The 17,029-nt window shown below is 73.2% G+C and carries 15 protein-coding genes; 10 read left to right on the forward strand and 5 right to left on the reverse strand.

Annotation, left to right across the window (positions count from 1 at the left end):
* Nucleotides 1-8: 8 nt before the first annotated feature.
* Genes PO879_RS09700 through PO879_RS09715 form a run of 4 tightly spaced genes read right to left on the reverse strand, consistent with a single transcriptional unit; the run spans nucleotide 9 to nucleotide 3,860 of the window.
* Nucleotides 9-785, reverse strand: coding sequence for an electron transfer flavoprotein subunit beta/FixA family protein (locus tag PO879_RS09700; protein WP_278234700.1), 777 nt, complete (start codon nucleotides 783-785; stop codon nucleotides 9-11).
* Nucleotides 782-1,879, reverse strand: coding sequence for a phosphotransferase family protein (locus PO879_RS09705; protein WP_278234701.1), 1,098 nt, complete (start codon nucleotides 1,877-1,879; stop codon nucleotides 782-784). The genes PO879_RS09700 and PO879_RS09705 overlap by 4 nt, the downstream gene beginning before the upstream one ends.
* The gene (locus PO879_RS09710) at nucleotides 1,876-3,075 is read right to left on the reverse strand and encodes an acyl-CoA dehydrogenase family protein (protein WP_278234702.1); all 1,200 of its coding nucleotides are present in this window, start codon (nucleotides 3,073-3,075) and stop codon (nucleotides 1,876-1,878) included. Before PO879_RS09710 ends, PO879_RS09705 begins: the two co-directional genes overlap by 4 nt.
* The gene (locus PO879_RS09715) at nucleotides 3,072-3,860 is read right to left on the reverse strand and encodes an SDR family oxidoreductase (protein WP_278234703.1); all 789 of its coding nucleotides are present in this window, start codon (nucleotides 3,858-3,860) and stop codon (nucleotides 3,072-3,074) included. Before PO879_RS09715 ends, PO879_RS09710 begins: the two co-directional genes overlap by 4 nt.
* Before the next feature lie 146 nt (nucleotides 3,861-4,006).
* On the opposite strand from PO879_RS09715, the gene PO879_RS09720 reads away from it, so the two are divergent.
* From PO879_RS09720 to PO879_RS09760, 9 genes are all read left to right on the forward strand, one after another.
* Nucleotides 4,007-5,167: an acyl-CoA dehydrogenase family protein gene (locus PO879_RS09720; RefSeq protein ID WP_278234704.1), complete on the forward strand. Its 1,161-nt coding sequence runs from the start codon at nucleotides 4,007-4,009 to the stop codon at nucleotides 5,165-5,167.
* 8 nt (nucleotides 5,168-5,175) lie between these two features.
* Nucleotides 5,176-6,402: an acetyl-CoA C-acetyltransferase gene (locus PO879_RS09725; protein ID WP_278234705.1), complete on the forward strand. Its 1,227-nt coding sequence runs from the start codon at nucleotides 5,176-5,178 to the stop codon at nucleotides 6,400-6,402.
* The gene (locus tag PO879_RS09730; protein ID WP_278234706.1) at nucleotides 6,399-8,585 is read left to right on the forward strand and encodes a 3-hydroxyacyl-CoA dehydrogenase NAD-binding domain-containing protein; all 2,187 of its coding nucleotides are present in this window, start codon (nucleotides 6,399-6,401) and stop codon (nucleotides 8,583-8,585) included. Before PO879_RS09725 ends, PO879_RS09730 begins: the two co-directional genes overlap by 4 nt.
* Before the next feature lie 10 nt (nucleotides 8,586-8,595).
* Nucleotides 8,596-9,579, forward strand: coding sequence for a nitronate monooxygenase (locus PO879_RS09735; RefSeq protein WP_278234707.1), 984 nt, complete (start codon nucleotides 8,596-8,598; stop codon nucleotides 9,577-9,579).
* Between the two features lie 368 nt (nucleotides 9,580-9,947).
* Nucleotides 9,948-11,258 carry an ABC transporter substrate-binding protein gene (locus PO879_RS09740; RefSeq protein ID WP_278234708.1) on the forward strand — a complete coding sequence of 437 codons (1,311 nt, stop codon included), beginning with the start codon at nucleotides 9,948-9,950 and terminating at the stop codon, nucleotides 11,256-11,258.
* A gap of 71 nt (nucleotides 11,259-11,329) precedes the next feature.
* Nucleotides 11,330-12,097 carry an ABC transporter ATP-binding protein gene (locus PO879_RS09745; protein ID WP_278234709.1) on the forward strand — a complete coding sequence of 256 codons (768 nt, stop codon included), beginning with the start codon at nucleotides 11,330-11,332 and terminating at the stop codon, nucleotides 12,095-12,097.
* Nucleotides 12,094-12,801, forward strand: coding sequence for an ABC transporter ATP-binding protein (locus PO879_RS09750; protein WP_278234710.1), 708 nt, complete (start codon nucleotides 12,094-12,096; stop codon nucleotides 12,799-12,801). The genes PO879_RS09745 and PO879_RS09750 overlap by 4 nt, the downstream gene beginning before the upstream one ends.
* A gap of 11 nt (nucleotides 12,802-12,812) precedes the next feature.
* Entirely contained in the window at nucleotides 12,813-13,688 is an 876-nt protein-coding gene (locus PO879_RS09755) for a branched-chain amino acid ABC transporter permease (protein WP_278234711.1), read from the forward strand.
* A complete protein-coding gene (locus PO879_RS09760) occupies nucleotides 13,685-14,752 on the forward strand; it encodes a branched-chain amino acid ABC transporter permease (RefSeq protein WP_278234712.1) in 1,068 nt (355 codons plus the stop codon). Before PO879_RS09755 ends, PO879_RS09760 begins: the two co-directional genes overlap by 4 nt.
* A 30-nt stretch (nucleotides 14,753-14,782) precedes the next feature.
* Here the strand turns inward: PO879_RS09760 and PO879_RS09765 are convergent, their stop codons facing one another.
* Nucleotides 14,783-15,409, reverse strand: a complete 627-nt coding sequence (locus tag PO879_RS09765) for a TetR/AcrR family transcriptional regulator (protein ID WP_278234713.1) — start codon at nucleotides 15,407-15,409, stop codon at nucleotides 14,783-14,785.
* A 109-nt stretch (nucleotides 15,410-15,518) separates the two neighbouring features.
* Between PO879_RS09765 and PO879_RS09770 the strand changes: the two genes are divergently transcribed.
* A complete protein-coding gene (locus tag PO879_RS09770; RefSeq protein WP_278234714.1) occupies nucleotides 15,519-17,018 on the forward strand; it encodes an aldehyde dehydrogenase family protein in 1,500 nt (499 codons plus the stop codon).
* The last annotated feature ends 11 nt before the right edge of the window (nucleotides 17,019-17,029 follow it).

The raw sequence follows: 17,029 nt of genomic DNA on the forward strand, positions 1-17,029 counted from the left end.
GTCCTCCCTCATGCCAGCCGGTTCTCGAGGAGGAACGCCGCCAGCTGCTCACCGGCGTCCCCGCGGTCGACGATCTTGGTGCCCGCCGTCCGCGCCGGCCGCTCGGCGACGGCGAGCATGATCGACCGGGCGGCGTCGGCCGGCTCGGGGTCGACGCCGAGGTCGGTGGCGGAGACGGTCTCGATGGTCTTCTTCTTGGCGGCGATGATCCCCTTGAAGCCGGCCATGCGGGCCTCGGGCAGCGCCTCGGTGACGGACACCACGGCCGGCAGGGGCGCGGTGAGGCGCACGGTGGCGCCGTCGGAGGCGCGCAGGCCGGTGACCTCGGTCGCGGTCAGCTCCACCTCGGCCAGCGCGGTGGCGCACGGCAGGGCGAGGAGCTCGGCGACGGCGGCCGGGACGGCCCCGCCGGACCCGTCGGTGGACGCGTCGCCGGCCAGGACGAGGTCGAAGCCGACGTGCTGCACGGCCGCGGCGAGGATCTCGGCGGTGAGCACGACGTCGGCCCCGAGGAGACGGTCGTCGACCACCTGCAGCGCCGAGGTCGCCCCGAGGGCGAGCGCCTTGCGCAGGCTGGTGACCCCGGGTTCCGGGGTCATGGCGACGGCGACGATCTCGGTCTCGGGGTCCTCGTCGGCGTGGGCCAGGGCCACCTCGAGCGCACGCTCGTCGATCTCGTCGAGGACGAGGTCGGCGGTGGCACGGTCGGCCAGCCCCGTCTCGAGCGACAGCGTGCGGTCCACGTAGGTGTCCGGGACCACCTTCATCAGCACGACGATCTTCATCGTCTTCCTTCCTCGGCACGAGACAGCGCCTGGGCGGCGACGTCGGCCATCAGCGGGACGCCCTCGGCCAGGCCGGGGGCGAAGGTGTCGTCCGGTCGCTGCCCGTCGAGCCATCGTGTGTAGATCGCCTCGCAGAAGATCGTCGACTTCCACAGGGCGAGCGCCTCGTACCAGGCCAGGTTCTCCAGGTCCGCACCGGTGCGGGCAGCGTATCGCTCGACGAGCCCCGCCCGGGACGGGAACCCCGGGCCGGCGGTCACCGGGGTGAGATCCATCGGCGTGCGGACCTCGCCGGCCGCGGAGTAGGTGGCGACGAGGTAGCCCAGGTCCGCGAGCGGGTCCCCGAGCGTCGCCATCTCCCAGTCCAGGACGGCGGCGAGCCGGTCGGGCGCGGCGAACAGCAGGTTGCCGAGGCGGTAGTCGCCGTGCACGACCGTCGCGCGGGCGGACCGCGGCACGGTGGCGGCGAGCCGCTCGGCCAGCCGGTCGACGACCGGGACGGAGCGCCGCGTGTTCACCGGCCAGAGCTGGGCGAAACGCCGGACCTGCCGGTCCAGGTAGCCGGCGGGCCTGCCGAGGCCGGCCACCTCGCCCTCGAGCGGTACCTGGTGCAGGTCGGCGAGGGTGTCGACGGCGGCGTGGACCAGGGCGGTCCCGGCGCCCGGGCCGTCGAACCCGGGCGGCAACGACGTCGTGACGACCTCGCCCTCGACGTAGTCCATGAGGTAGAAGGGCACCCCCAGCACGGCGAGGTCGTCGCACACCGCGCGGACCCGCGGCACGCGTACGCCTACGGCGCCCAGCGCGGCGACGACGCGGGCCTCGCGGACCATGTCGTGGGCCGACGGCGGGAACGGGGGGCGCGGTCCGCGGCGCAGCACCATCCGCTCGCCGCCGCGCCGCACCTCGTAGGTGACGTTGGCCTGGCCGTCGCCGATGCGCCGCCAGGCGAGCGTGCCCGCCGGGACACCGAGGCCGTCGAGGTACCGCTGCAGCGGGTCGAGCACCAGCAGCGGCGGGCGCGGGGCCGCCGCGGCCTCGGCCGCGTCCTGCACGACGTCGGCCCGGTCGGGTCCGGTCACGAGCGCGCTCACCGGTCGGCCTCCGCTCGGTCCAGGACGCGTTCGCCGGCGTCGACCTCCCGCTCGCGGCGTGCCACGGCACGACGCGCGATGGCCCACCGGTGCGTCTCGCTCGACCCGTCGTACACGCGGAAGGGGCGGACCTCGTTCTGGAACGCCAGCAGGGGCAGCTCGAGGGTCACGCCGTCGCCGCCGCAGAGCTGGACGGCCCGGTCGACGACCCGTCCGACCGCCTCGGAGCAGTGCACCTTCGCGATGGACGACGCCTGGGCGCCGGCCCGTGCGTCGTCCTCGAGCGTGCGGGCCGCCCGGTCGACGAGCGCGGCGGCCGTGGCGAGGTCGATCTCGGAGTCGGCGACGAGCGCCTGCGCGATGCCCAGCTCCGCGAGGGGGGAACCGAACAGCTCGCGGTGGCGCACCCGGTCCAGCGCGGTGTCGTGGGCCCGACGTGCCAGCCCCAGCCATCGCATGCAGTGCGTGAGCCGGGCGGGGCCGAGCCGGACCTGGGCGTGCCGGAAGCCTTCCCCCGGCGTGCCGAGGACGGCGTCGTCGGGGACGACGCAGTCCCGGAAGTGCACGTGCGGGTGCCCGCCGGTGATCGCCGTCTCCAGCGTGCGGATGCCGTGCCCGATCGAGACGCCGTCGGCCCCCATCTCCACGAGGAACATCGTGGCGGCCTCGGGGCCGACGTCCGGCGTCCGGGCCATCACGATCGCGACGTCGGCCTCCTCGGCACCGGAGATGAACCGCTTCTCCCCGTCGATCGCCCATCCCCCGTCGACCCGGCGCGCCGTGGTCGTCAGGGCGGCCGGGTCCGACCCGGCACCCGGGTGCGGCTCGGTCATGGCGAAGCACGACCGCGTCTCGCCCGCCGCGAGCGGGGCGAGGTAGCGCTCCTGCTGCGCGGGGGTGGCGACCCGCTCCAGCAGCAGCATGTTCCCCTCGTCGGGCGCCATGCAGTTGAGGACCGCCGGGCCGATCGGCGAGTAGCCGGCCTCCTGGAAGACGGCGGACCACTCGCCGAGCCGCAGCCCCTGCCCGCCGAACCGGGTCGGCACGTGGGGCGCGAACACGCCGGCCTCCCGGGCCTGTCGCTGCAGGGACCGGCGGGCCGCGGGTTCCAGGGGGGTGCCGACCGGCGGTTCCGCCGGGACGACGACGTCCCGCACGAACCGCCGTGTGCGCTCCACCAGGTCCGTCGTCGTCATGCCGTTCCTCCTGCCGCGAGCAGCCCGCCGTCGAGCGTGAGGACCTGCCCGGTGATCCAGCTCGCGTCGTCGGAGCACAGGAACGCGGCGGCGGAGGCGACGTCGACCGGCTCCCCGAGGCGCCCCAGCGGGTAGCGTGCGGCGACCTCCGCCTCGCGCCCCTCGTACAGCGCCCGGGCGAACCGGGTCCTGACCACCGCGGGGGCGAGGGCGTTGACGCGGACCGACGGGGCGAGCTCGACGGCGAGCGTCGTGGTGAGGTGGGCGACGGCGGCCTTGCTGACGCCGTACCAGCCGATGCCCGGCGACGGCACCTGCCCGCTCACGGACGAGAGGTTGAGGACGGCGGCGCCCTCGCGGTCGCCGAGCCCGGCCGCGAGGGCCTCCTGGACCCAGCCGAGCGTGCCGACGACGTTCACCTCCAGCACCTTGCGTGCGGCCTCGGGATCGAGCCCGACGAGCGGCCCGTAGACCGGGTTGATGCCGGCGTTGTTGACGAGCACATCCAGCGCCCCGAGCTCGCGCACGGCGGTCTGCACGGCCGCGCGGCGGTGGTCCGGGTCCTGGGCGCGTCCGGCGACGACCCGGACGCGGCCGGGCGGCAGCGTCGCCGCCGCCGACTCCAGGTCCTCGGCGGAGCGCGCGGTGAGCACGACGGACGCGCCCTCCGCGACGAGTCGTCGCGCGACCGCGAGGCCGATGCCACGGCTCGCGCCGGTCACGAGTCCCACACGGCCCTCGAGGCGCGTGCAGCTGCCCACCCGGGGCGCTTCACCCTCCGTCATGCCACGCTCCCTTGCGTGATCGCTTAACGCCGGTTCAATCCTTCGCACCCGCGCGACGAGAAGATGCTCGGATCCGGGCCTCGCCATCGCGGTTTCTAATATGGTATAAAAAGTTGAGGTCGAGATCAAGGACGATCGGAGACAGCATGAGCCAGATCATCGGACCGCGATCCCTCTACGAGGACGAGCACGAACAGCTGCGCGAGATGGTGCGAGCCTTCGTCGAGCAGTACGCCCGCCCGCACGCCGCACGCTGGGAGCAGGAGGGCCGGGTCGACCGCAAGCTCTTCGTCCAGGCCGCGGAGGCCGGGATCCTGGGCTTCGGCATCCCGGAGGAGTACGGAGGCGGGGGGTCGGACGACTTCCGCTTCAACGCCGTCATGGGCGAGGAGCTCGCCCGCCACCCCGTGTCGGACGGCATGGCGGGCATCGCCCTGTCGAACGACATCGTCATCCCCTACTTCACCGACCTGACGGACGACGAGCAGAAGGAGCGCTGGCTGCCCGGCATCGCGGCCGGGGAGTCGATCGTCGCCGTGGCGATGTCCGAACCCGGCACCGGCAGCGACCTCGCCGGGATCCGCACCACGGCCACCCGCGACGGCGACGACTACGTCGTCGACGGGTCCAAGACGTTCATCTCCAACGGGCAGAACGCCGACCTCGTGGTGACCGCCGTGCGCACCGGGCCGGACCCGCACCGCGGGCTGAGCCTGCTCGTGATCCCCGCCGACTCCCCCGGGTTCTCCCGGGGACGGCGGCTCGAGAAGATCGGCCTGCACGCCCAGGACACCAGCGAGCTCGCGTTCGAGGGCGTCCGCGTCCCGGCGGCGAACCTGCTGGGCGCCGAGGGGTCCGGGTTCGCCGGCCTCATGCGCAACCTGCCGCAGGAACGGATCTCCATCGGCGCCGCCGCCGTCGCGTCCAGCGAGGGCGTCCTGGAGCGGACGCTCGAGTACGTCAAGCAGCGCCAGGCGTTCGGCCGACCGATCGGGTCGTTCCAGAACACCCGCTTCGAGCTGGCCGAGATGGTCACCGCCGTGCGGGCTAGCCGCGCCTACGTCGACGCCTGCCTCGTGCAGCACAACGCGGGCCGGCTGAGCCCCGAGGACGCGGCCGCGGCGAAGTTCTGGGCCACCGAGCAGTACGTCGACGTGGTGGGCCGCTGCCTGCAGCTGTACGGCGGCTACGGCTACATGCGGGAGTACCGCATCGCCCGCGACTACGAGGACGCCCGCATCACCACCATCTACGGAGGCACGACCGAGATCATGAAGGAGATCGTCGGTCGAGGCCTGGGACTGTGAGGACCCCCATGACCGAGGCACTCATCTACGACGCGGTGCGCACACCGCGAGGAAAGAACCGCGACGGCGCGCTGCACGGCGTCAAGCCGGTCGACCTGGTGGTCGGCCTGATCCACGCACTGACCGAGCGGCACCCCTCCATGGACCCCGAGCTGATCGACGACGTCGTGCTCGGCGTCGTCTCCCCCGTCGGCGAGCAGGGCGGCGACATCGCCCGCACCGCCGCGCTGGTCGCCGGGCTCCCCGAGACCGTCGCGGGCGTCCAGCTCAACCGGTTCTGCGCGTCGGGCCTGGAGGCGGTGAACACCGCCGCGCAGAAGGTCATGAGCGGCTTCGAGGACCTGGTGCTCGCCGGCGGGGTCGAGTCCATGTCCCGCGTCCCGATCGGGTCCGACGGCGGGGCCTACGTGCAGGACCCGACCACCAACTACGACCTGCACTTCGTGCCCCAGGGGATCGGCGCCGACCTCATCGCCACCCTCGAGGGGTTCACCCGGCAGGACGTCGACGCCTACGCCGTCGAGTCCCAGCGCCGTGCCGAGGAGGCGTGGCGCGAGGGGCGCTTCGCCCGCTCGGTCGTCCCGGTGCGCGACATCAACGGGGTCACCCTCCTCGACCACGACGAGCACCGGCGCCCCGGGTCGACCGTCGAGTCGCTCGGGCACCTCAAGCCCGCCTTCGCCATCCCCGGCGCCCAGGCCGGGTACGACGCGGTGGCCCTGCAGAAGTACCACCACGTCGAGGCGATCGACCACGTGCACACGGCGGCCAACTCGTCGGGCATCGTCGACGGCGCCGCCCTCGTGCCCGTCGGCAGCCGGGAGATCGGCGACCGGCTCGGCCTCACGCCCCGGGCGCGCATCGTGGCGGCCGCCGTCACGGGGTCGGAACCGACGATCATGCTCACCGGCCCCGCCCCGGCGACCCGCAAGGCGCTCGCGCAGGCCGGCCTGACGATCGACGACATCGACCTGTTCGAGCTCAACGAGGCGTTCGCCTCGGTCGTCATGCGGTGGGAGCGGGAGATGGGCGTCCCCCACGAGAAGGTCAACGTCAACGGCGGCGCGATCGCCATGGGGCACCCGCTCGGAGCCACCGGCGCCATGATCCTCGGCACGCTGCTCGACGAGCTGGAGCGGCGCGACCTGCGGCGCGGGCTGGCCACGCTCTGCGTCGGCGCCGGCATGGGGATCGCCACCATCATCGAGCGGGTCGACGGAGGGAAGGCAGCATGAGCGTCATCGAGGACCGGACCGAGGCCCGCACCTACGCGTGGTCGGAGGACGCCGACGGCGTCGTCACCGTCACCATGGACGACCCGGACAGCGCGGCCAACACCATGAACGCCCACTTCGTGGCCGCGATCGAGGCGACCGTCGAGCGGCTGGAGGCGGAACGCGACCGGATCACCGGCGTCGTGCTCGCGTCCGCCCAGAAGAGCTGGTTCGCCGGCGGGGACCTCAACCTGCTGCGCGCCGCCGACCCCGAGCGGGCGGCCGAGGAGACCGCGCACATCGACCACGTCAAGTCGCTCCTGCGTCGCCTCGAGCGGCTCGGCCGGCCCGTCGTCGCCGCACTCACGGGCACCGCGCTCGGGGGCGGTCTCGAGGTCGCGCTGGCCACCCACCACCGGATCGCCGCCGGCGACGCCGCGGGGGCACGGTTCGGGCTCCCCGAGGTCTCTCTCGGGCTGCTGCCCGGCGGCGGCGGGGTGACCCGCACCGTCCGGATGCTCGGCCTGCAGAAGGCCCTCGCCGACGTGATCCTGCCGGCCACGCGCTTCACCGCGGAGGGTGCGCTGGACGCGGGGCTCGTCGACGAGGTCGTGCCCGCGGCCGAGGTCCACGACCGGGCCAAGGCGTGGATCGCCGCCCACCCGGAGCCCGTCCAGCCCTGGGACGCCGACGGCTTCCGCCTGCCCGGGGGCTCGCCGTCGTCGCCGTCGATGGCCCAGGCCCTGGCCGCGATGCCGGCCATGCTGCGCCAGCAGGTCAAGGGAGCGCCCCTGCCGGCACCCCGCGCCGCCATGGCCGCCGCCGTCGAGGGCGCGTCCGTGGACTTCGACACCGCGTCGCGGGTCGAGACCCGCTACCTCGTCCGGCTGACCCACACCCAGGTCGCCAAGAACATGATCCAGGCGTTCTTCTTCGACCTGCAGAGCATCACCGCCGGGGCCAGCCGGCCCGAGGGATACCCCACGTACCGGGCGACCCGTCTGGGCGTCGTCGGGGCCGGGATGATGGGCGCGGCGATCGCCTACGTGGCCGCGCGCAGCGGTATCGACGTCGTCCTCAAGGACGTGTCCGTCGAGGCGGCCGAGCAGGGCAAGGACTACGCACGCACGCTGGAGGAGAAGGCCCTGCGACGGGGGAAGACCACCCCGGAACGCAGCGCCGAGCTCCTCGACCGGATCACCGCGACCGGCGAGGCCGCCGACTTCGCGGGCGTGGACTTCGTCGTCGAGGCCGTCTTCGAGTCCGTCCCGCTCAAGCAGGGGGTGTTCCAGGAGATCCAGGACGTCGTCGAGCCCGACGCCGTCCTCGGCTCGAACACGTCCACGCTCCCGATCACGCTGCTGGCCGAGGGCGTCGACCGGGTCGAGGACTTCATCGGCATCCACTTCTTCTCCCCCGTCGACAAGATGCCCCTGGTCGAGATCGTGCGCGGCGAACGCACGAGCGACGCCGTGCTGGCGAAGGTGTTCGACTTCGTCCTGCAGATCCGCAAGACGCCGATCGTCGTCAACGACGCCCGCGGGTTCTTCACCTCGCGCGTGATCGGCAAGTTCATCGACGAGGCGGTCGCCGCCGTCGGCGAGGGCGTCGAACCGGCGAGCATCGAGCAGGCGGCGCTCCAGGCCGGGTACCCCGCAGGCGCCCTGCAGCTGCTCGACGAGCTCACGCTGTCGCTCACGCAGAAGATCCGCACCGAGACCCGCGCCGCCGAGGAGGCCGAGGGCCGCACCTGGGTCCCGCACCCCGCCGAGACGGTCGTCGACTGGATGGTCGACTCCCAGGACCGGCCGGGACGCAAGGCCCGCCGGGGCTTCTACGAGTACGACGAGTCCGGGCGGCGCGTCCGGCTCTGGCCGGGACTGCGCGAGAAGTACGACGCGGGCAGCGCCGACGTGCCGCTCGTGGACCTCCAGGAGCGGATGCTCTTCGCCGAGGCCCTCGACGCGATCGCCTGCCTCGACGACGGCGTGCTCACGACCGTCGCCGACGCCAACATCGGCTCGATCTACGGCATCGGCTTCCCCGCCTGGACGGGGGGCGTGCTGCAGTACGTCAACCAGTACGCCGGCGGGCTCGAGGGGTTCGTCGGGCGCGCCCACGAGCTGGCGGACACCTACGGCGAGCGGTTCCGCCCCCCGGCCTCGCTCGTCGCCCGGGCCGCCGCCGACGAGACCTACGCGTAGGAGGCGAGCCATGGTGACGACACGTCTGACCGAGGCGCTCGGGATCGAGCACCCCGTGATCCAGGGCGGGATGATGTGGGTCGGCCGTGCGGAGCTCGCCGCGGCCGTCTCGGAGGCGGGCGGCCTGGGCATGATCACGGCCCTCACCCAGCCGACGCCGGCCGACCTGGTCGCCGAGATCGAGAAGGCTCGTGCGCTCACGGACAAGCCCGTGGGCGTCAACCTGACCATCCTGCCCGCGATCGACCCCCCGCCGTACGACGAGTACCGCCGCGCGATCCTCGACGCCGGCGTCACGATCGTCGAGACGGCGGGCGCCAACCCGGAGCCGCACATGGACATGTTCACCGCGCACGGCGTGCGGGTGATCCACAAGTGCACCAGCGTGCGGCACGCGCTCAAGGCGCAGAGCGTCGGGGTGACCGCCGTGTCGATCGACGGCTTCGAGTGCGCCGGGCACCCCGGGGAGGACGACGTCCCGGGCCTGGTGCTCGTGCCCGCGGCGGCGGACCGGCTGACGATCCCCTTCACCGCCTGCGGCGGGTTCGCCGACGGGCGCGGGCTCGCCGCGGCGCTCGCGCTCGGCGCCGACGGCATCACGATGGGCTCGCGGTTCATGTGCACCCAGGAGTCGCCCGTCGCACCGACCGTCAAGGAACGGATCGTGGCGGGCACCGAGCGCGACACGAACCTCATCTTCCGGCAGCTGCGCAACACGGCCCGCGTGGCGAAGAACGCCGTGAGCGACGAGGTCGTCGAGGTGCTGGCGCGCGGCGGGGACTTCGCCGACGTCCGCGAGCTCGTCGCGGGCCGCCACGGGCGGAAGGTGTTCGAGGACGGTGACCTCGACGCGGGTATCTGGACGGTGGGGCTCGTGCAGGGCCTCATCCACGACGTGCCGGCCGCGGGCGAGGTCGTGCGGCGCACCGTCGCCGACGCCGAGCAGATCCTGCGCGACCGGCTGGCGATGTTCGCGAGCCCTGCTGCGGTGTGAACGGCTGATCACACGTCGGCACCGTCCGAGCGACCGGTACCCGACCACTGGCGCGACCCTCTCCCCCCGGAGGGTCGCGCCAGTGCTGCTGTCACGGGACGGTCACGGATTCGAACCGTGATTCGACAAACCCTTGCCGGGGCCACGCCGAGGCCCTAGCATGTGAAGCGCCATTAACTTGCTGCTCAACGGAGAGTAGGAGACCGGCGATGATCGACCACGGACAACCGACCGACGGCGGTCCCGTCCGGCACTCGCCCGACGCCGTGCCGCGCGTCCCGGCGGACCGGGACTCCACCGGCGGGCACCCACGGTGCGCACCGCGCCGTTCCCGCCACGCCCAGCAGGCCCGCCCCCGAGGAGGAACCATGTCCATCGTCCGCACCGCAGGACGCGCACGACCCCTGACCACGCTCGCGGCGGGGATCGCCGTCGTCGCGCTCACCCTGGCGGGGTGCTCCGGGCGCGACGCGGCCGACGACGCCCCCGCCGCGTCCGGGGAGGACGCCGGCGACGACACCACGACCGCGGCCGCCGCCGAGGACTGCAGCCCCGGCTTCACCGAGACCGAGGTGCGGATCGGCAACAGCATCCCGCTCTCGGGACCGGCCGCCGCCTACGGCGCGATCGGTCAGACGCTCCAGGCCTACTTCGACGACGTCAACGCCGCCGGGGGGCTCGAGCTGGCCGACGGCACGCAGCGCGACGTCTCGGTCAGCGTCGTCGACGACGGCTACGACCCCGCGAAGACCGCCGCGAACGTCCGCTCGCTCGTCGAGCAGGAGGAGGTGTTCGCCCTGGCGGGCGTGCTCGGGACGGGCGCCGCGATCAGCGTCGCACCGTACGTGGAGGAGGCCGGCGTACCGAACCTGTTCGTGGGCACCGGCACGGACGCCCTCCAGTCCCTGCACGCCGAGGACCCCTGGACGACCGGCTTCATGCCCCAGTACGGCTTCGAGGTGCAGGCGCTCGCCGAGTACCTCGTCGCGCACCACCCCGGCGCGACCGCCGCGATCCTGTACCAGAACGACGACTTCGGCGAGAGCGTCCGCGCGGGCTTCGAGGAGGCGTTCGAGGGCACCGACCTCGAGATCGTCGCCGCCGAGCCGTACGAGCTGGCCAGCGCCTCCGTCGACAGCCAGGTCACGACCCTCGCGGCGTCCGAGGCGGACATCTTCCTGGACTGGGCCGTCGGGTCGTTCGCGACGCAGTCGCTCAAGAAGAAGATGGAGCTCGGGTGGGACGCGACGACCGTCGTCAGCGCCCCGGCGGCCGACGCGACGTTCTTCCTCAAGCCCGCCGGCGAGGGAGCCGCCGACGGCGTCGTCTCCGTCGCCTACACCAAGGACATCACCGACCCGTCGTCCGCCGGCGACGCCGGCTTCGACGCCTGGACCGATTTCGCCACGGCGCACGACGAGGTCGACCCCCTCTCCGCCCCCGCGGCGGCGGGCTACCAGACCGCGCAGCTGCTGGAGGCCGCGCTGCAGCAGATGCAGGGCTGCACCCGCGAGGCGCTGCTCGAGGCGGCGACGACCTTCGAGGGCCTCGAGCTCGACCTCGCGCCGGTCGCCGTCACCACGACGCCGGACTACCCGTACGTCTTCCGGGAGATCAAGGTCCAGGTCTTCAACGGCGAGAACTGGGACCTCGCCGAGGGGGACTACACCGTCGACTGACCGAGCACCCGGGGCCGGCCACGACGGCCGGCCCCGGTGGTGACCCACCGGACACGGCCCAGGAGGATGCGATGGACGCGTTGCTCGAGGTGCACGACGTGCACCTCTCGTTCGGCGGGCTGCAGGCGCTCGACGGACCGAGCCTGACGGTCGCCGACGGCGAGGTCGTGGGCCTCATCGGCCCCAACGGCGCGGGCAAGACCAGTCTCTTCAACTGCATCAACGGCTTGTACCGACCGCAGTCGGGCAGCGTCCGGGTCCTCGGACGGGAGGTCGCGGGCCTGCCGCGCCACCGCATCGCCGGGCTCGGCGTCGGGCGGACCTTCCAGAACCTCGGTCTGCTGGCGAGCCAGACCGTGCTGGAGAACGTGCTGGCCGGCGCGTACCACGCCACGCGCGGCGGCTGGTGGGCCACCGTGCTCGACCTGCCCGACGTCCGTCGCACCGAGGACCGGCTCCGCGCCCGCGCCCTGGAGCTCCTCACCGAGCTCGACCTCGCCGACGTCGCGGGCCGTCCCGTCGGCACGCTCCCGTTCGGCACGCTCAAGCGCATCGAGCTGGCCCGTGCGCTCGTCGGCGAGCCGCGTCTGCTGCTCGTGGACGAGCCGGCCAACGGACTGGTCCACAGCGAGGTGGCCGAGCTCGGCGCGACGCTCCGACGGCTGGCCACGGACCGCGGGGCGGCGATCCTCCTCGTGGAGCACCACATGGGTCTCGTGACGTCCGTCTGCGACCGCGTCGCCGTGCTGGACTTCGGCCGCCTCATCGCCGAGGGCGACCCCCGCGAGGTCGCCCGCGACCCGCAGGTCGTGGCCGCCTACCTCGGGACCGCCGCATGAGCGCGCTGACGGTCGAGATCGAGGCCGCGGGCTACGGTCCCGCGACGGTCCTCCGCGACGTGCGCTTCGAGGTGCCCGACGGCGGGCGGCTGGTGCTCCTCGGGGCCAACGGGGCCGGCAAGACCACCGTGCTGAGGACCATCTCCGGCCTCTGCGACGCCGTGGGGTCCGTCCGGCTCGGGGAGACCGAGCTCCTCGGCCTCCCGCCGTACCGTGTCGCCGGGGCGGGCATCGCCCACGTGCCGCAGGGCCGCGGGACCTTCGGGGACCTCACGGTGCGCGAGAACCTGCTCGTGGGCGGGGCGACGCGACCCCGGAGAGAGGCGGTCGCGGCAGCGGACCGCTGGATGGAGCGCTTCCCGCGGCTGAGTGAACGCAGCGGCCGTCCGGCGTCCGGGCTCAGCGGCGGCGAGCAGCAGCTGCTGGCCATCGCCCGCGCGTTCATGTCGGCGCCGCGGATGCTGCTGCTGGACGAGCCCTCCCTGGGCCTCGCGCCCAAGATCACCACCGACCTCTTCGTCACCCTCGACGAGCTGGGCCGCGAGACGGGCACGGCCATGCTGCTCGTCGAGCAGAACGCCGAGGTGGCCCTCGGCATCGCCGAGGACGCGGTCGTCATCTCCAGCGGCCGGATCACCGTGCGAGGTCGGGCGGACGAGCTCCGGGACAACGACGACGTGCGCCGGGCCTACCTGGGCGTCTGAGAGGACGACGGATGCTGCTGCAACAGCTCGCCGACGGGGTCGCGACCGGAGCGGTCTACGGCGCCCTCGCGCTCGCGATCGTGCTGGTCTACCGCGCGTCGCGGACGCTCAACTTCGCCCAGGGCGAGCTCGCCCTGCTCGGGGCGTACGTGTCGTGGCAGCTGACGGCCTGGGGCCTGCCGATCTGGGCCGCACTGCTGGTCGCGACCGCCGCGCTCGCCGCGCTCTCCGCGGGGGTCGAACGGGTGCTCGTCCGCCCCCTGGTGCGCCGCCACCAGGCGCTCCCGCTCATCATCGTCACGCTCGGGCTGATGATCGCGCTCAACGCGATCATCGGCTGGGTGTGGACCTACCAGACCAAGGAGGTCCCGGCGCTCTTCGGCTCGGGAGCGGTCGAGATCGGCGGCGTTGCGGTCTCGCGCCAGGACGTCGGCATCGTCCTGACCGTCCTGGTCGTCGCCGTGGCCCTCGGCGTGCTCTTCGAGCTCACGCCGGTGGGGCTGCGCATGCGGGCCGCGATCTCCGCCCCCGAGTCCGCCGAGCTGTCGGGCATCTCGACCGGTCGCACCATGACCGCCGGCTGGGCGATCGCCGGCGCGGTGGGTGCGGTGGCCGGCACGCTGATCGCCCCCGAGCTGTTCCTGCACCCCGGCATGATGACGCCGGTCCTCATCTACGCCTTCGCGGCGGCGACGCTCGGCGGCCTCGACTCGCCGCCCGGAGCGCTCGTCGGCGGCATCGTCGTCGGGGTCATCGAGAACCTCGCCGGCAGCTACCTGCCGCACGGCTCCGACTTCAAGCAGGTGGTCGCGCTGGCGATCATCGTGGTCGTGCTGCTGGTGCGACCTCAAGGACTCCTCGGACGACGAGAGGTGGTGCGCGTATGAGCACGACGGCGACCCGTCCGGCCCGGACGTCCGGCGGCGGAACCACACGTCGCGGCGGCGGCACGGTGGCGGAGTGGCTGCGACGACCGCGGCCGCCCCTGGCACCACCGCGCTGGCTGGCGGTGCTGAGCACCGTGGGAGCGGCCGCGGCGCTCCTCGTCGTGCCGCTGGTCAACCCCAGCTACGTCAACCTCACGGTCACGCTGGTCATGGTCTGGACGATCGTCGGCCTCGGGCTCAACCTGCTCGTCGGCTTCGGGGGCCAGGTCTCGCTCGGACACTCGGCGTTCTTCGCGATCGGTGCGTACGCCGTCGCGGTGGCCGGGGAGGCCGGGTGGGCGCAGCCCGCCGCACTGCTCGTCGCGGGGGTCGTGCCGTTCGTCGTCGGCTACGCGATCGGCTTGCCGGCGCTGCGTCTGCACGGCCTCCAGCTCGGCCTCGTGACGCTCGCGCTGGCGATGGCCACCCCGGCCGCCATCCGCGCGTTCGAGCCGCTGACGCACGGCAGCCGAGGGATCGGGATCGACGGCACCCCACCGGCGTGGGTACCGCTCGACCACGACCAGTGGGTCTACTACCTCGCGCTCGCCGCGGCGTCGCTCGGCTACGTCGTCACCCGTCGGCTCGCGCGCGGTCGTCTGGGCCGGTCCTTCGTCGCGGTGCGGGACGCCGAGCTGGTCGCCGAGACGCTCGGCGTGAACACGTGGCAGACCAAGACCCGGCTCTTCGCGACGTCCGCCGCGTACGCGGGCGTCGCCGGGGGTCTGTACGCGCTGCTCCTGGAGTTCGTCGGGCCCGAGAACTTCAACCTCACGCTGTCGATCTCGTTCGTGACCCTCATCGTGGTCGGGGGGCTCGCGACGGTCCCCGGCGCCGTGCTCGGCGCGATCTTCGTCCAGTACGTCCCGACGCTGACCTCGAGCATCAGTCCGGCGGCGACCGGGGCGACCTACGGCGTCGTCCTCATCCTGTTCGCGTTCTTCGTGCCCCACGGACTCGCCGGGCTCGCGCGCGCTGCGCTCGGTCCCCTGGTCCGCCGGGTGCCGGGCCGGCCGAAGGCCTGAGGCGTCGCCCCGGCGCACCGTCCGCCGTGGTCAGGCGACCCCGGCGCCGTGCCGGACCATCCCCTGGGCGGTCGCGACCAGCTCGTCGAGCGACCGCGTGCGGGGGTTCCACCACTCGACGACCCAGTTCATCGCTCCGAGAAGCAGCAGCCGGAAGATGTTGATGTCGAGGTCGGCACGCACCTGGCCCGCCTGCTGGGCGGCCACGAACAGGTCGCGCCACAACCGGCTGTACAGGGCCTCCTCCGCGGCGGGACGGACGCGGAGCTGCTCCGGGACGTGACCGGCGTTGCGCACCGAGGCGGTGGCGTAGTCCGAGAGCTGCAGCTCGTAGCGCAGGTGCGCGTCGACGGCGACCAGGAGCCGGTCCATCGGCGAGGCGTCCTCGGGCACCGCCGCCAGCCGCTCCTCCACGTGGAGCCGGACACGGTGGGCACCGACCCACATCACCTCCTCGACGAGCTCGTCGCGTGAGGCGAAGTAGTAGTAGATCGCCGGGGCCTGCACGCCCGCCGCAGCGGCCACGTCGGAGAGCCGGGTCCCGGCGTAGCCCTTCCTCGACAGCACCTCGGCAGCCGCGTCGAGGATGCGCTGCCGGGTCTGCGCGGACTTCGACGCCGCGCGGGTCGGTGGCGGGGCGGGCTCGGTCACGTCCATGGCACGATTCTAAGCCAGATTAGAGAATCTCTTGCAGGGCGCGCCGGCAAACGCTAGCGTGTGACTCGCCATTTACTTCGCTGCTCGACGACGAGTAGGAGACCAGGCCATGACACTCGCGGACCAGGCACCGGCGGCCCAGCAGGTGACGACGCACAACCCGGTCGACAGCGAACCCGTCGGCCACTACCCCCTCGCGCAGGGCGCGGACGTCGAGGACGCCGTCCGCCGTGCACGCGCCGGGGCCACGTGGTGGCAGAACCAGGGCTTCGCCGCCCGGCGCGCCCACCTGCTCCACTGGAAGTCCCGCATCGCGGCCGGGGCCGAGGAGCTCGCGACCCTCATCTCCGCAGAGACCGGCAAGCCGCACGGCGACGCCCTGCTCGAGATCATGCTGACGCTGGGCCACCTCGACTGGGCCGCGAAGAACGCGCGGCGGGTGCTGCGCCGGCGCAAGGTGTCCGCCGGGCTGATCAACTACAACCAGCACGCCACCGTGGGCTACGAGCCCTACGGCGTCGTGGGCGTGATCGGTCCGTGGAACTACCCGCTATACACCCCCATGGGGTCGATCTCCTACGCTCTCGCCGCGGGCAACGCCGTGGTCTTCAAGCCCAGCGAGCTCACCCCCGGCCCCGCCGTGTGGCTCGCCGAACGCTGGGCGGAGGCGGTCGGCCACGACGTGCTCGTCGCCCTGACCGGCGACGGGGCGACCGGCGCACAGCTGGTCCGCTCGGTCGACAAGATCGCCTTCACCGGGTCGACCGCCACGGCGAAGAAAGTCATGTCCGTGGCGGCCGAGCAGCTCACCCCGATCGTGGCCGAGTGCGGCGGCAAGGACGCCATGCTCGTCGCCGCCGACGCCGACCTGGACTCCGCGGCCGACTTCGTGGTCTTCGGAGCCATGGGCAACGCCGGGCAGACCTGCGTCGGGGTCGAGCGCGTGTACGTCGTCGACACGGTCCGCGACGACCTGGTGGCGCGCGTCGTCGAACGGGTCGAGCGGCTGCGCATCGACGGACCCGACCCGCACTACGGTCCGATGACGATGCCGTCGCAGGTCGACGTCGTGCGCGACCACGTCGACGACGCCCTGCGCACGGGGTCGGCCGCGTTCGGCGGACGCGACAGCGTCGCCGGCCGGGTCGTCGGACCCGTCGTCGTCACCGACGTGGCCGAGGACTCCGCCGCCGTGCAGCACGAGACGTTCGGCCCGCTCGTCGTCATCAACACGGTCGCGTCCCTCGACGAGGCCGTCGAGCGCGCGAACGCCACGGTGTACGGCCTCGGCGCCGCCGTGTTCACGAAGGACAAGGGCGCCGCGACCCGGGCCGCGGACGCGCTGCGGGCGGGAGTCGTCACGATCAACTCGGTGCTCGGGTTCGCCGGTGTGGCGGCGCTGCCCTTCGGGGGCGTCAAGCAGAGCGGCTTCGGGCGCATCCACGGGGCCGACGGGCTGCGCGAGTTCTGCGCGGTCAAGTCCGTCGCGCGGCAGACCCGTCGGGCGGCGCTGAACCTGCTGACCATGGAGCGCACGGACAAGGACATGCACACGGTCGCCCGGATGATCCCGATGCTGCACGGCAGAGCGAAGCCGCCGCGCAACTGAGGACCCCGCGC

The organism is Isoptericola sp. AK164 (assembly GCF_029643425.1).
In the GTDB taxonomy this organism is placed as follows: Bacteria; Actinomycetota; Actinomycetes; order Actinomycetales; family Cellulomonadaceae; genus Isoptericola; species Isoptericola haloaureus.